Annotated in this window: 11 protein-coding genes and 1 pseudogene; 1 reads left to right on the top strand and 11 read right to left on the bottom strand. The window is 38.8% G+C overall.

The window, feature by feature from the left end:
- Positions 1 to 17: 17 nt before the first annotated feature.
- The 10 genes from H4J52_RS18755 to H4J52_RS18710 form a co-directional block, all read right to left on the bottom strand.
- Positions 18 to 3,638 carry a response regulator gene (locus H4J52_RS18755; RefSeq protein WP_182225381.1) on the bottom strand — a complete coding sequence of 1,207 codons (3,621 nt, stop codon included), beginning with the start codon at positions 3,636 to 3,638 and terminating at the stop codon, positions 18 to 20.
- Positions 3,639 to 4,004: 366 nt separating this feature from the next.
- On the bottom strand, positions 4,005 to 4,793 hold the full coding sequence (locus tag H4J52_RS18750) for a phytanoyl-CoA dioxygenase family protein (protein WP_182225380.1): 789 nt from the start codon (positions 4,791 to 4,793) through the stop codon (positions 4,005 to 4,007).
- 186 nt (positions 4,794 to 4,979) lie between these two features.
- On the bottom strand, positions 4,980 to 5,336 hold the full coding sequence (locus tag H4J52_RS18745; RefSeq protein ID WP_182225379.1) for a cupredoxin domain-containing protein: 357 nt from the start codon (positions 5,334 to 5,336) through the stop codon (positions 4,980 to 4,982).
- Between the two features lie 24 nt (positions 5,337 to 5,360).
- Positions 5,361 to 7,637, bottom strand: coding sequence for a heavy metal translocating P-type ATPase (locus H4J52_RS18740; RefSeq protein WP_182225378.1), 2,277 nt, complete (start codon positions 7,635 to 7,637; stop codon positions 5,361 to 5,363).
- Positions 7,638 to 7,962: 325 nt separating this feature from the next.
- Entirely contained in the window at positions 7,963 to 8,103 is a 141-nt protein-coding gene (locus H4J52_RS18735) for a hypothetical protein (RefSeq protein ID WP_182180872.1), read from the bottom strand.
- Positions 8,104 to 8,181: 78 nt separating this feature from the next.
- A complete protein-coding gene (locus H4J52_RS18730) occupies positions 8,182 to 11,325 on the bottom strand; it encodes an efflux RND transporter permease subunit (protein ID WP_182180873.1) in 3,144 nt (1,047 codons plus the stop codon).
- A gap of 2 nt (positions 11,326 to 11,327) precedes the next feature.
- The gene (locus tag H4J52_RS18725; RefSeq protein ID WP_182180874.1) at positions 11,328 to 12,917 is read right to left on the bottom strand and encodes an efflux RND transporter periplasmic adaptor subunit; all 1,590 of its coding nucleotides are present in this window, start codon (positions 12,915 to 12,917) and stop codon (positions 11,328 to 11,330) included.
- Entirely contained in the window at positions 12,917 to 14,395 is a 1,479-nt protein-coding gene (locus tag H4J52_RS18720; RefSeq protein WP_182225377.1) for a TolC family protein, read from the bottom strand. Before H4J52_RS18720 ends, H4J52_RS18725 begins: the two co-directional genes overlap by 1 nt.
- A complete protein-coding gene (locus H4J52_RS18715) occupies positions 14,388 to 14,552 on the bottom strand; it encodes a hypothetical protein (protein WP_182180876.1) in 165 nt (54 codons plus the stop codon). Before H4J52_RS18715 ends, H4J52_RS18720 begins: the two co-directional genes overlap by 8 nt.
- A 150-nt stretch (positions 14,553 to 14,702) precedes the next feature.
- Positions 14,703 to 15,101 carry a hypothetical protein gene (locus H4J52_RS18710; protein ID WP_310649613.1) on the bottom strand — a complete coding sequence of 133 codons (399 nt, stop codon included), beginning with the start codon at positions 15,099 to 15,101 and terminating at the stop codon, positions 14,703 to 14,705.
- Between the two features lie 337 nt (positions 15,102 to 15,438).
- On the opposite strand from H4J52_RS18710, the pseudogene H4J52_RS18705 reads away from it, so the two are divergent.
- Positions 15,439 to 15,942 (top strand): annotated as a pseudogene (locus H4J52_RS18705) (manganese efflux pump MntP family protein).
- Positions 15,943 to 15,981: 39 nt separating this feature from the next.
- On the opposite strand, the gene H4J52_RS18700 reads toward H4J52_RS18705, so the two are convergent.
- A complete protein-coding gene (locus H4J52_RS18700; RefSeq protein WP_182180877.1) occupies positions 15,982 to 16,302 on the bottom strand; it encodes a hypothetical protein in 321 nt (106 codons plus the stop codon).
- Between the last annotated feature and the right edge of the window lie 158 nt (positions 16,303 to 16,460).

Here is a 16,460-nt window from a genome sequence, read left to right as displayed (position 1 = left end):
ACAAGCTTCTCATCTGGTTAAGTGATAGAAGATTCATGCTCAGATAACCAACGCGTTAATGCCTCTTGGAGCTTACTTGGGTTTACTGGTTTAGAAATAAAGTCGTCCATGCCTGCAGCTAAACATTTCTCTCTATCTCCTTGCATTGAATTTGCGGTCATCGCAATGATGGGAATTTTTCGGTTAAGTACATTCGATTGGGGAAGGCGAATTCGTTGAGTGGCTTCATAACCATCCATTACTGGCATTTGACAATCCATAAGCACTAAATCAAAAGGTAAATGGTTTAAAGAGCTGAGTGCTTCTTCGCCATTCGCAGCCAAGTCAACTTGTACCCCAAACTTTTTCAACAAGCCTTGAGCGACTTTTTGATTAACAGCATTATCCTCGACTACCAGCACTCTTGCCTTGAATTGAGGAAGTTTGCGTGCACTGTGAGCCGTGACTAATGATTGTTCAGGGGAATTAACATCTGCTATTGTCATTAAGGTATTGTAAAGAACAGACTGATCAATAGGTTTATTAAGATATCCGTTAAAACCTGCTGTTTTTAGCTTTTCAGCATCACCGCGTTGACCTTGTGAAGTAAGCATCATTAAACAGGTATTTGCAAAAAGGCGACTGCCATCTTTAATTTTCGCCGCTAATTGAAAGCCATCCATTTCAGGCATTTGCATGTCAAGAATGGCAATATGATAAGGGTACCCTTGTATCGCAGCTTCCTCTAAATTCTCTAAAGCTTTATGGCCATTATCTACCAAGGTATGCTCCACCTGCCACTTAGTGAGCAGTAATCCTAATAACGTTCGGTTTGTTAAGTTATCATCAACCACAAGTATTTTTTTATTCTGCAAGTTGTTATAAAATTTCTTTGGTGGCGTATTTTTGGCATTCGCTATATTGAGTGTAAACCAAAATATTGAACCTTCACTTTCAACACTTTTCATCCCTATTTCACCGTCCATCAATTCAACTAATTGTTTACTTATCGATAGCCCTAATCCGGTACCTCCATATTTACGGGTAGTTGAACCGTCAGCTTGGCTGAAACGTTCAAAAAGTTTATTTTTCTGCTGTTTAGTAAGACCAATTCCACTATCAGATATCTCAAAGAGAAGTGTTGTACGTTGCTCTGTTTGCTCTTGCACTTTGCAATAAACAGACACCTCACCTTGTTCAGTAAATTTAATCGCATTACCAACAAGATTATTAAGTATTTGTCGGATACGTCCAGAGTCTGCAATAAAAGATTGAGTAGGTATGATATTAGCAGGAAAAATAAGTTCTAACCCTTTATCATGAGCCTGAAAAGCAAGACTACTAGCAAGTTCATGCAGCAATAATTCTAAATCAAACTCAAGGGGTTCAAGCGCTAACATACCTGCTTCAACTTTAGAATAATCAAGAATATCGTTAATAACCCCTAGCAGCGATTCAGCACTGCTTTTTACTGTTTTCGCAAAATCTTGCTGCTCTTGATTTAATGGGGTATCAAGTAAGAGATTAATCATACCGATTACACCATTCATTGGCGTACGTATTTCGTGGCTCATATTCGCTAAAAAATTAGTTTTCGATTCGTTGGCAACATCAGCTTGTTTTTTCGCTTGGGCTAGGCGAATAATCGTTTCTTTTTGATGGGTAATATCAGTACTAATATAGGTGTTACCATTGAATTTATTATAGTTATCGTAAAGTGGCACAATAGTCGTGTCTAACCAATAAAGTTGATCTCCTTTGGCTTTAATCCGCACTTCATCGTGCCAAAACGCACCATTAGAAACTGCCAAGTAAATGTTGAGCCAATAATCTTTTGACTGATTTTTTGCATTTAAAATACGATGATTTTCACCAATAAGTTCTTCACGCCGATAGCCACTGATCGCACAAAACTTATCATTAGCGTAGGTAATAACACCTTTCGTATCGGTGACAAAAACAAGGGAATGCTCATCCATTGCGTTTTTTTGCACCGCCAAATCTTTTTGCGCTAAAATGCGCTTCCCCTCATTTTCAACCCGCGCATCAATTTCTGTTTTGAGCCTTTTGTTCATGCGGAAAAATATTAAAATAATCAAAATCAACAATGATATTATCGGTAGAGCCCAAAAAAGAATAGTGGATAACTTTGTCCCTGATTGTACGTGAACCGACAGCCAATTATTCGCAATAGCAGAACGTTTTTTTTCATTCATAGCGGCAAAAGTTTTATTTAAAATAGGAATAAGGGGTTCAAGTCCTTTTCGAACGGCCATTGATAATTCAAGTGTATAAGGAGTGAATGAAGTGATAATCAGGTCATTAATTTTATTTTTGTTTATTTCATAATTAATCGCAGCAATTGAATCAACAAAAGCATCGATTTCACCAGACTGTAACTTTTTAAGTCCATCTTCAACCGAAATAACGTCAACTATATTTATATTGGGATAATCTCGAGTAATAAGTTCGTTATAAACATAGCCTTCAATTAGGCCAAGCCTTCTGTGGCGTAGCGATGATAAACTTTCAGCATAAAAAGCATTCTTTTTACTGACAATGACCAATGAAATTTCAAAATAGGGTTCCGTAAAACGAATATACTCTGCTCGTTCTTTTGTATAAAAAATGGCAGACATAACATCAATATTACCACGTTTAAATTCCTCAAACGCTTCGCCCCAACTACCGCCTAACCTAAGTGTTAAATTTATTCCGAGTTGTTGTTTAGCATACTGCATGTAATCAGCGGAAATACCACTATGAACGCCCTGTTGATCGTTAAATTCAAACGGTGGAAATGCGGAGTCTGTCCCCAAACTAAATGAATTATTTTGTGATAACCATTGTTTTTCAATTTCTGTTAAATGAGGATTAGTTGACGCTGTTTCAAAAAAAGGTTTTAACGTTGGTAGCCATTTCTTTTCTAATTCGATGATTTGATTAACCGGAATATTTTCGATACCTGTATTAACCTTAGCTAATAATTCAGGTTGACCTTTTGCTATCAACGCAAAGACATTATTTGAAGCAATTACCTCATCAGAAATAGTGAATACGCCACTTAAGCCTTTTTTAGCTATTTGTGCAAAAGCATTAGGTAATTCAGCAACCACAGCCTGAACATCGTTAGTTAATAATTGCTCAATTCCCTCATCGAGGATTTCAAATGTAGTTAAACCTATACCTGGAAAGTGCTTTCTCAAATATGACTCTTGAAAACTATGGTTTTGAGTCGATATGATTACGTCATGAAGTTCTTTAAGCTTCGCGTTTTTATTGATTGAACGATTATAAATGATACCGGTTTTTACGTTATGGATAGGCAATGAGAAGTCTGCCCATTGTTCTCGTGCTTTATTTTTAAAGAGTCCAACATGGAGCGTGTTTTTCTGTTTTATTAACGCTAAGCTTTCTCTAAAAGGCACAACAACAAAACGTATAGGGATATTATTTATTTTAGACCAGAGTTCCCAAAACTCAATATAAAGTCCGCTAGGAGTACCGTCAGGTAAGTTGAAACTAAAGGGTAAGTTATCTTCAGCAGCAACGATTGTAATAACATTCGACTGCTCTTTGCTTTGTTCTTTTGAGAGTAACGGAGAACTAGAGAAAATGACCAGCGTTAATAACAGATAAAAAGGTGTGCTTAATTTCATATTTCTCATATTAGTATAAGTTAAATAAATTTTTATTCGGTGTATTACGCAAGTTATGGCCTCATTTCAATTTGTATTGATAAGAAGTAATTTGCCATGCAACATAGACGAATGTAATAACGATCACCTAATCTACTTATTGTTGAATAAAACGTCAAACATCATAAAAAAATAATGGCGCGTTTTTGATAATACTGCGTCGTTGATTTGATTAAAAAGAGTTTATCTGAAACAAGCTTAAATCGCTCTTATCTAAGCTGTTAAGATTCATCAAGGAATTAAGTGAAACAGCTTGCGATAATCAAGTTTTTTGGCTGTTATAAAAAACAAACAGACTAATACCGTATTCCCCTTCCTTGAGGATTGTTACTTAAGGTTAATCGTTTTTAACTGCAGCGTATTAACAAATAACCTGGGATCATCTATTTTGTCCAGCATTGAACGTTCGGGTAAACAGTCGTCATCAACGTAGTCAGCAAAATCTCCAGCTGAATCAAAAACTAAAATATCTAGCGCTAATCGATCCATTCCGTAAAGACCTCGGTGGATCATGTCAGCCGAAAAAACTAACAAGTCGCCTGCGGCTAACTTAATCGCTTTGCCACTAGAGAGGTTTTCACTACTGAGCCTACCCTTTTCTTCTTGTCGGACATTATATTCTTCTTCATTGTCCCAGCGCTTATGTGTTTCAGGCACGAGTTCCATACCAAGCTCGTCAAATAAAGGCACGCGAAGGTGAACAACTTGCGTTTCCTGAATCGCTTTTTTTTGCGCTTCAACTTCATGGTCGTATTGACAATCTCGATGCCAAAAATCTTTTTGTTTAGGAGCAACGGGGTTGAAAAATAATTGGGTATTCATAAATGCAGGATTATTTGTTATAACCGATTCAACAATATCCATTACTTTCTTTGAACTGATGAAGTTAAAAAGCTTCACTCTATCGTCGAACGCCAGGTATTGGCTTCCCGTAATTAAAGAAGAATTAAACGCTTCCTCTTGATAGAATTTTGCGTTGTCTTTTTTCCATAAGTCATGAAATTTAAGCACTACTTTTCTCAATGATGAAATTTCAGCGGCATTAAAGTAATCTCTAATAACAACGTAACCTTGATCGTCATAATTGCTTTTTAATTGACTGCGATTTTCTACCATTAACGCATACTACCTTTACTTTATAATGAGAGTTTACTGTACTTCTTCAGAGGCTGCTCTGCTAACCTTGCCAATTATAACGCATTAAATTATCGTTATTCAATGCTCACAACATCGATTACGCCTTCCGCCCACGCTTTCATTTAGGAGGGTGTAGACAATTCCATGGTGAATGTGTAGATAAAGTTATTTAACCACTAAAGTGCCATTATACATTTTCATTGGGCAATGAAATGGATATTCTCCTGGCGGCATTGACGGTAAAAAAATCGACTTACTGATATCCAACGGTAACTCTACATTTATTTCAAACGTAGGAAAAATCACCGTTGCCGCGCAAGGACTACCATCCTTACGAAGAAATTTAAGGGAGACTTCCTTTCCTGCTTCAACCTTTATTTTAGCTGGTTGATAAATACCATTATTTACAATTATTGTGATATTTTCAGTAGTTGTATCAACCGCTTTGGCAGGTTTATATAGCCAAAACCACCAAATAACAAGCCCTATAAGTGCTACCCCCATTACATTAGTTATTATCATTTTACTTATTCCTTTATCTATAAATCAGTGTTCTTGGGGCTTAAAAAACCTGAGTCTATTAGCGTTACTTACTACAGTCAAAGAAGAAAAAGCCATCGCCGCGCCTGCAATAACTGGACTTAGCAACACACCAAAAAATGGATATAAAATCCCTGCGGCAAAGGGTACACCGGCAGCATTATAAATAAAGGCGCCAAATAAATTTTGTTTGATGTTCCGTAAAGTGGCTTTACTGACCGCGATGGCATCAGCTAAGCCATGAAGAGAGCCCCTCATTAAGGTAATATCTGCACTCTCAATAGCCACATCGGTGCCCGTTCCAATAGCAAAACCGACATTAGCAAGCGCTAAGGCCGGCGCATCATTTATACCATCGCCTGTCATCCCAACTACTTCTCCCTGTGCTTGCAGCTCGGCAATTTTAGATGACTTATCTTCTGGTAATACTTCAGCATAGAATTCACTTATGCCCACTTTATCCGCTACAGCTTTTGCTGTAGCTTGGTTATCGCCCGTTAACATCACCACTCGAATACCATTAGCTTGTAAACGTTTAATCGCTGAAATTGAATCTTCTTTTATCGGGTCTGACACAGCAATGAGCGCGGCTAACTCGTTATTTAGTGCAAAATACATCGGCGTTTTAGCTTCGCCCGCCATCACTTGAGCCCGTTCAATAATAGCCTGAGTAAGGGGAATACCTTGCTCGACCATTAGCTTTTCATTACCAAAATATAGCTTTTCACCGCTAACAGTACCCTGAACGCCTTGCCCGACGATAGCGTTAAAAAATTCAACTTTATCAAGCGGTAATTCTTGCTCTTTAGCTGAGTCAACAATCGCTTGTGCCAGAGGGTGCTCTGAGCCTGCCTCTAAACTAGCGACTAATGACAAGATAGTATTATCCTTCATGTTATTAAACACCAAGACATCGGTAACCTTAGGTGCACCTAAAGTGATAGTTCCCGTTTTATCTAAGACCATTGCTGTTATTTTTGAAGAGGTTTGCAACGCTTCACCATTACGAATGAGTACACCCGCTTCTGCGGCTTTACCTATTCCCACCATTACAGACATAGGTGTCGCTAATCCTAAGGCACAAGGGCAAGCAATAATTAACACGGTGGTCGCTGAAATCACTGCAAAGGCGACCGTAGGTTCAGGACCAAAGTTCAACCAAATTAAGGCACTACTAATAGAAACAATCATAATCACAGGAACAAAATAGGCAGAAATAACATCAGCTAAACGGCCAATAGGGGGTTTAGAGTTTTGTGCACGTTTCACCATGCTTATAATTTGTGCGAGGGCTGTGTCTTTTCCAACTCGGGTAGCGTTAAAAATAATCGCACCTGATTTGTTAATAGTACCTGCAGCGACTTTGTCACCAACCTCTTTTTTAACAGGCATTGGCTCCCCTGTTAACATCGACTCGTCAATTGTACTGCTACCTTCAATAACCGTTCCATCAACAGGCACTCGCTCGCCAGGTCTTACTCGCACTTCGTCATTTAATAAAACTTGCTCAATAGTAATATCTAGCTCTTTAGCGTCTCTTATCACTCTGGCGGTTTTAGCTTGTAAACCGATTAAACGCTTTATAGCTTCACTGGTGCGTCCTCGTGCTTTTACCTCAAGTGCTAAACCTAAGTTAATTAAACCAATGATCATCGCTGTCGCTTCAAAATAAACATGGCGAGCCATTTCAGGTAATGCTAACGGAAAAATCACCACTATCATTGAATACAGCCAAGCAGTACCCGTACCTAAAGCAATTAAGGTGTCCATATTGGCACTGTGGTTAACCAATGATTTATAAGCGCCAATATAAAAATGCTTTCCTGCAAAATACATAATTGCCGCGCAGAGCAAACCAACGACCAACCAAACTCCGCGTTCCAAATTAGAATTTACCGTCATGGGTCCGCCTAATAAGCTATACAGCATTAACGGCGCACCTAAACCTAAGCCAATCCAAGTTTGTAACATCAGCTTTTTATAGTATTTATTTTCAGCGGCCTCTTTTTCATTTAGTAGCTCCTCGTCACTGGTATCTTGAGCACTTTTTGCGTTATAACCAATAGACTCAACAGCTTTGATTAATTGTTGTGGGGAAATGTCCTGCTGCATTGTGATACTGACAGTTCGTAATGCAAAATTCATTTCGGCGTTTTTAACCCCGATAATTTCTTTCAAAACAGTTTCTATTTTACCAACACAACTGGCGCAACCAGCCCCTTCAATGAGAAGTTCTAGGGTTAATAATTCAGTTGCTCTTAACTTGTTTGTTGAGTGACTCATTTATGCCTCCTTTGTTGATAAGAGAATGACCACCGAATCACCTTATTGAACCTTTGACTCTAAGCCTTCAGCGAAATCTTCAATTAAATGACAAATTATTTCACTTGTTGGTGCTTTATTTGGCTTACTCTGCCAGTCAGCTATCGCTGACGTTAAACGACTTCTTAAGGCTAAGGTTTGCTGAAACTGACGCTCAGTTTCACGTGGTTTTTTCTCAATTAATGCTCTGGCGAGCTGACATGCACTGTGACCTTTGTTAGCTTCAACGAGTATTTTCTCTATATTTTTTACAGTAAACCTAGCTATACAGCGCTTATAATAAAACTCAACCTTTTTTGGTCTTTAATACTGTAAGACTTATACCTATTGTGAGCATTTTTATTGGGAAATAAAAAACATTACGGGTGTAATCCCAAACGGTATTGATGGTCACCATTAACATTTTTACTAATTCATTTACTTTCATGATGTTTCCCATGACTAATATTAGTTGGCAATTGCTTAAAGCATAAACCTATGAATAACAAATATCTCAAGGCTTTTTTTATGCTTCATTGGTTTTTATCGATGAGGAACGCCATAAATAAAATAATGCAGGTAAGACAAGTAATGTCAATATAACCGCACTGAAAACGCCGCCAATCATAGGTGCTGCAATTCGACCCATCACTTCAGAGCCGGTCCCTGTACCATACAAAATAGGTAACAAACCAATAAATATGGTCGCTGAAGTCATCATCACCGGACGAACACGCATACCAGCGCCATGTAAAACCACTTGAAGTACATCTTCTTTGGTAGTGGCAATATCTTTTTCGCGGTGCTCGCTGAGCATTTCTTGATAAGCTTGATTCAAATACACCAACATAATGACACCAACCTCTACCGCAACACCTGCTAGCGCAATGAAACCAACACCTACAGCCACTGAGAAGTTGTAGCCCTCTAGATACATTAACCAAATACCGCCCACCATCGCTAATGGTAAAGTACCCATGATCATCGCGACTTCAATCACATTTCTAAAGTTCAGATAAAGTAGTATAACAATGATAAATAAAGTGAGTGGCACAACATAAGCCAACTTAGCTTTAGCACGTTGCATGTATTCATATTGGCCTGCCCAGGCAATAGAGTACCCGGCCGGTAATTTCAATTGGTCAGCGACCACTTTCTGTGCAGCAACGACATAAGTCCCAACATCAACGCCGTCAATATCAACAAAAGCCCAACCATTTAAGCGAGCATTTTCAGATTTTATCCCCGGAGGACCATCCTCGATAATAATATTAGCAACATCGCCCAATGAAATACGTTGGCCATTAGGGGTGACAATCGGCAACAAAGATAATTGTTCAGGCGAATCACGATAGTCTTGAGGATAACGTAAACTCACCGGATAACGCTCTAAACCTTCAACCGTTTGAGTAACATTCATCCCACCAATAGCCGTGGCGATAACTTGCTGTATTTCAGCAATATTTAAACCGTAACGTGCGGCTTTTGCTCGTTGAATATCCACTTTTATATACCTGCCACCAGCAACACGCTCTGAATAAACGGACGCGGTGCCAGGTACATCTTTTAAAATCACTTCCAACTGTTTACCAATATCTTGAATAATATCGAGTCTAGGGCCAGCAATCTTGATTCCAACGGGTGTTTTAATACCCGTTGCTAACATATCAATACGTGTTTTAATCGGCATAACCCACGCATTAGTCACACCCGGCAGTTGCACTAACGCATCGAGTTCTTGTTTCAAACTTTCAGTTGTTACACCTTCTCGCCATTGGTCCTGAGGTTTAAACTGAATAAAGGTCTCTATCATGGTAAGAGGTGCTGGGTCTGTTGCAGTGTCGGCTCGACCAACCTTACCAAACACCGTTTTAACCTCAGGAACGGTTTTAATCAGCTTATCGGTTTGTTGCAGTAACTGCCGCGCTTGCCCTATTGAAATACCAGGGTAAGTGGTTGGCATATACATCAGACCTCCTTCATCAAGCGGTGGAATAAACTCACTACCGATTTTATCCAATGGATATATCCCAATAGCAAGAATTGCGAATGCTGCTGCTAGCGTCATCTTTGGAAAACGCAAAACGGTTTTCAACGCAGGCATATAGATAAAAGTTAATAATCTATTGACCGGATTTTTATGCTCAGGCAGCACTTTTCCTCGAATAAAATACCCCATAAGTACCGGTACTAAGGTAATAGCTAATACGGCAGAAGCCGCCATGGCATACGTTTTGGTAAAAGCTAGCGGGGAAAACATCCGTCCTTCTTGCGCTTCTAAGGTAAATACTGGCAGAAAACTCACTGTAATAATTAATAAGCTAAAGAATAATGCTGGCCCGACTTCACTGGCTGATTCACTGACGATTTGCCAACGATTTTCATTGGTTAAGGGCTTATCTTTCGGAAGAGCCTCTATGTGCTTATGCATATTTTCAACCATCACGATTGCACCATCTACCATTGCTCCAATGGCAATGGCAATCCCTCCTAACGACATGATATTTGCGTTTAGGCCTTGCCAGTGCATCACAATAAATGCCGTTAAAATTCCTACGGGAATACTGATAATGACAACAAGGGAAGAACGAACATGAAATAAGAAAATGATGCAAACTAACGCGATGACCCCAAATTCTTCAAGCAATTTATAAGCAACATTTTCGACTGCTCGTTCAATCAAGGCAGATCGGTCATAAACAGGCACTATTTCAACGCCTGCTGGTAGTCCTTTTTTCAGCTGTTCAAGTTTTTCTTTGACACGGTTTATCACTTGCTGAGCGTTTTCGCCAAACCGCATGACGACTATGCCACCAACCGTTTCACCTTCGCCGTTAAGTTCAGCGACACCGCGTCGCATTTGTGGCCCTGTGCCTATATCGGCAACATCTTTTAGCAGTAAAGGTGTGCCATTTTCGTTCACCCCTAGAGGGATATTTTCTAAGTCTTCGACACTTTTAATGTATCCCGTAGCCCTTACCATATATTCGGCTTCGGCCATTTCAACAACTGACGCACCTATTTCTTGATTACCTTGTTTAATCGCCATTTGAATATGTGAAAGTGGAATACCAAAGGCACGTAATTTATCGGGATCAATTCTCACTTGATACTGTTTAACCATGCCGCCCAGAGTAGAAACCTCTGATACACCCGGTACGGTTTGCAACTCAAACTTTAAGAACCAATCTTGTAAACTACGTAATTGGCTTAAATCATGTTGACCTGTTGGGTCTGTTAACGCATACAAATATACCCAGCCAACACCCGTAGCATCTGGGCCTAGTTGAGGGCGAGCATCACTGGGTAAATTTGGCGCAACTTGACTTAAATATTCAAGTACCCGTGAACGAGCCCAATAAAGGTCAGTATCTTCATCAAAAATAACATAAACATAAGAGTCACCAAAGAATGAATAACCGCGCACGGTAGCAGCCCCAGGTACAGAGAGCATAGCAGTGGTTATTGGATAAGTGACATGATCTTCAACCACTTGCGGCGCTTGACCAGGGTAACTTGTTTTGATGATAACTTGCACATCTGATAAGTCAGGTAGTGCATCAATGGGCGTTTTGCTAACAGAATACAAACCAGCACCAACAAGTAATAATGTCGCTAACAATACGAAAAATCGATTACCAACAGACCAACGAATAATTGCCGTGATCATGGTTATTCTCCTTGGTCGTTAGCAACATTTTTCATTGTTGCGTCAGCTTTAGTCATGGCCATTGCGCTGACAATAATAAAATTATTATCTCGAACTTCAAAGGTAAACATCACATAAGCATGCTTTGAAAATAAGGTCATATCAACCTTCTCATCAACAATGAAATCAACGGTGTCTGCTGCGCGTCCCCATTTTTCTATAGCTTCTCGGTTGAGAGTTACCATGCGATGATCGAGCATAGCCGAAACGACGGTTCCATTTACTGTTGCAGAAGAAACTGATGTCGACGAAACCTTGCTATTGCTTCCACTCATCTTCATTGATTTATCTTGGTCAGACACTTTCTGGGAAGCCTCTTTATCGGAAACTTCATAATACATGCGCTTAAAATCAGACGATTTACTTGACTCTGAATCGAGTAAAAATTGTGCAGAACTCACCACTTCTTCCCCATCGCTAAGCCCTTTAAGTATTTCAACACTTTCACTGCCATAACGTCCCACTAAGACCTCTACAGATTTGAAACTTCCCTCACCTAATGCAAGCACAACTCGGTCTTGCTTGCCTGTTCTGATCAAGGCCTCTTTTGGAATAATCAGCGCTTGTTCATCATCGGTTGTATGAATGGCAATTTGCGCAAACATATTTGGTTTAAATTCACCTTTTTCATTATCGAAGCGTAAACGTACTTTCACTGTACGTGTTTTAGCATTAAGCGTTGGATAGATATAATCCACTTGACCTTCCCATGTTCTGCCCGGTAAATAATCAAGTGTCATTGTGGCGGGTGTCGCCATTTTAACTTGCCCAGCTTGTCTTTCAAAAACTTCAGCTTCAACCCAAACTTCAGAAAGGTCAACAATTGACATTAACGTAGAACCTGGTTTTACAAATGAGCCTTCACGTATGTTAAGATTTTCAACAACGCCCTTTTGTGGTGAATAAAAGGTTATTCGCTGTTGAACTTTTTTCGTTTCTTTGAGTTTTTCAATAGCGACTTTAGAAAGCTGTAATGCCGACAATCTATTTTCTGCAGCCTTTATTAGTCGACTATTTTTTCTATCTACTGCTAATAATAATTCCTCTTGAGCATTCACTAACTCTGGAGAATATATATCATATAAAGGTTGATTGTTTTTAACACGATCGCCAACTGACTTAACATAGAGCTTCTCTATCCATCCCTGCACACGCGGGTTAATATGAACAAGTTTGTCTTCATTATAAGCAACATAACCCACAGTGTTTATTTCCGTATGTAATGACTTATAATTTGCTGTTACCGTGCGTACCCCTAAGTTATTAATAACATCTGGTAATATGCGAATGGTGCCTGCACCTTCATTTGGGCCGGCACCGCCATCATCATAGACAGGCACTAAATCCATTCCCATCGGCGACTTACCTGGTTTGTCTTTTTTATAATTTGCATCCATTGGTGCGACCCAATAAATTGGTTTTTTCTCTTGGGATACCATGGTGGTTGCTTGGTTAGTCTCTAGCGGCGTAATAAAGCGAGTGGCACTAAAAGTGAGAATGCCGCCGATTATTATGCCCAGAATTATTGGTTTTGCTGAGGTCGTTGTACTCATTATTCTTCTCCCCAAACAACCGTTTTTTTACGGCTACTGGTTAAATTCACGTTGTTTGTTTTTTGTGGTTTCGCTGCCATACCAAGATTACCTATAAACAGGTAGTTAAGTTCTAGCCGTATTTTTTGTTCTTCTACGTTAATGGTTAACTCGTCTATTTCGGCATTTAACACCGCGATACGTGAACGAACAACTTCTGAAAAGTCGCCATCATCATTGGTATAGGCAGTCAAAGAGGCTTCTGCTTGATCGTGTATTTGTGGTAATAATTGGGTTGTATACAAGTTTTGTCGGTCTTTTAAACGCAGTAATCTTCCTTTTGCACTCGAATAAGCACCAAGTAATTGTCGAAGTAAGAGTAACTTCTCTGTTTTCATCGCTTCGGTTTGAGATATCGCTGATTTAACTTCTTGGTCTTGTCGATTTTCAGTAAAAAGTGGCAAATCGAATGTCACACCAACAGAGAATAAGTCAGCTCGACTTCTGCCCATAGGATCATCCGTGCGATACCCGTAACTTGCGGTTACTCCCCATTCAGGCTTGTACTTTTGCTGTGCTAACTTGATGCCTGTTTTAGTAGCTTTTATCTTGTTTTCGAATGCCATAACAGACGGGTGGCTTAAGAAGTGTGCGATCAATTCACTTGGCTTTAGCCAACTTTCTTTGGTAGCTAAATCAGGAGTAAGTAACGCTATTTGGGGTAACTCTTGGCTGAGCACGATATTATGTAAAGTGTTGTTTAAAGAATAATCAGTGACTGAGTATGTTTCATCACCTGAGTTACTTCCCCTTGAAAACGTGGCTAGCCACTGAGAAAGCATTCCCTCATAGTGATTTTTCTGTTGTGCTAATTTATCTAACCTGTCATCTAAATAGGTCAACTCTAATTGTGCTCGAACAATATCTTGCTGACGTGTTTTACCTAAGGCAGATGAATAGCTTGCTGTTGCTACATCGGCTAACTGTTCAAATAACGATCTGTTTTTTCCAATTAGAACGATACTTTGCTGAATTCGATAAGCGTCTAACCATAAACTTCCAACCGTTACGGCGACCTTTGATTCCCTGTCTTTTCTTTGATAAGGAAACGCTTCACTTTGTATTTTAAGTTGTTGGCTTTTAATGGCTAAAGTATCTCCACGAGGAAACATTTGTGAAATGCCCACTTTAGCCTGTGTCATACCTTCTTGGCCAAAATCAAAACCATTCACCGGTAAATTTGCCAGAGTCACTGACACTTTGGGGTCTGGCAAAGTATTAACCGCCCTATTCATTGATTCAATAGCGCTTTGCTTATGCACATTCCCTGTTAACCAAGGATCATTTTTTTGAGCGGCCTTAACTGCCTTTGTAAAAGATAGCGGTGCGTTACTATTCTTTAAAGGCAACGGTGTAGCACTTGCTGATAAAAATGTAAAAGCTAGAATTCCTACAACAAATTTCATACAAAACGGTTGAACAAATTTATGCTTATTCATGAGTGTTTTTCCTTAACGGATTGACCATCACCATAGCCATAGCCAACGTGAGAAGTAGCGGCATAATGAGTAATGCAAGTACCTGACTTGTTGAGCAACTAGTCATAGCTTTAGCAAAAGAAGCGATTAATTTTAAGGTAACTTTATTTGAAGACATAACCCCTCCGAGAGGGATATTAATTAATATTTTTATTCATTAAGTTTGTTTTGAGGGGGATAAAGTCGTTATAAAAAACGACATCAAAAAAGCCTAATACAGTGTATCGTTACATAAATGCGCCAAAATTTGGACACAATGATGCTGTATTTAGCTTAATATGGGTGGGCGGTATAAAGACGATGGTTGTTGGCTTAATGCCAAATGAGAAAAGGAAAGTATTTTAAATGAAAAATTAACGATCGGGCCGTTATCTGTAACATTTCTCATCAATGCAATGATCATTGAGCACCCTCCTGTAAAGCAGTTACAGGTACTATCACAACAATCTTTCATCGATTTATCAGCAGCCTCTAATTCCTCAAAGCTGCCAGAAGCAACAACCATATTATGGTCACTGTGATCCATCATAGACATGTCTTGCGATTGCTCGTTCATTACCTTCATATTCATCATATGATAAGACATAATAGTCGACGCCATTGCCTGACCAACAAAGGCCATACAAGCGAGCAATACTATTAATGTTTTAGATAATTTAAAAGTCACAAGAACCTACAAACTATGATAATTAGCGTAAATGATTGCATAACCTATATTTATATTCAATAAAAATAAGGTGATGTTTTAAAACAGCAACGTGATCAAATGATGATTACTGTTACTTAGATTTAATCAACACGTTATTTCAAATAGCTTTTAAGGATGGAAATACAACGGGGTTAAATCTCTATAAGCATACCGTGAAAGGTATTGGTGTGCTCGAGATAGCTTTAATTAGCCCTTACGATGAGAATTATTTTTCATGAAACATATTAACGTAAAAATTATATTCATTGGAGTTTACAAAGTGTTCAACATAGTCATTCTCGCATTAGCATTAAGTATGGATACATTTTCGGTATCAATAGGTTTAGGATAAAAATGCACGAAAAAAACCACCTCGCTTGCGGTTATGGCTGGGTTATACTTTGGTATTTTTCAAGAATTAATGCCTTTATTAGGTTATATGGGCGGTATAGGTCTTTTTAGTTGGGTTGGGATTTATGCACCTTGGATAGCATTTTTCTTACGGGTATTAATTGGTGGAAAAATGATTTACGAATCGCTTTCTAAAGGCATAGAAGAAGATATCGCTAAAATTACCCATAGGATCATGTTGGTGCTTGCTATAGCAACCAGTATAGATGCAATGGCGGCAGGATTTTCTTTAACGATACTTGAGGTCAATCCGTTTATTGCATGCGCGACAATCGGTATTACCACATTGTTTTTCAGTGCTATTGGTGTTTTTATTGGCGCAAGAAGTGGTACATGGCTCGAAAGTAAATCAGAGTTATTAGGAGGTATAGTACTGATATTAATTGGACTAAAAATGTTGTTTATATAATTTATAATTTTGGGCTTATTTACCTATTAATGTTGTAAATTAACGCTCATATATCATCCAAAGTTTATAATAAACCGCGTTACAAGTGGCATTATCGTCCATAACACCATCTCTATTACAATCTGAACCCGTAAGAGATTTAACAACATCTGTGCCATAGATAGAGACATCGTCTTGATCAGGTTGAACAATAATCGTCACTTTAGGTGATTTTTCAATGAAATCGGCAACATTTTTATATAAGGCAAATTCTTCTTTTGAAATAACCTCGCTTATATCAATTTTTTTTAATTCACCCGCATCAGTGTTGCTTGAAAAAAGCCCTAACACGCTGACAATAAAAGCACTGAAAATTTTCACATAACGCTCCTAAAAAGAATAATGATTATACCAACCTCTAGTTAAGCTTCGCTCAATAATTTTTATTTATTTCACTAATAGTTAGTGAGATTGATCAAGCGGGTAAATTTCAAAAACTCACAGCCCAACTTAAACTTTTGATTTGTAAGTGTTTATTT

The organism is Colwellia sp. MB02u-14, from assembly GCF_014076915.1.
Classification (GTDB): domain Bacteria; phylum Pseudomonadota; class Gammaproteobacteria; order Enterobacterales; family Alteromonadaceae; genus Colwellia_A.
The sequence above is the reverse complement of the archived record's forward strand: the minus strand, read 5'-3'. Positions and strand labels throughout refer to the sequence as shown.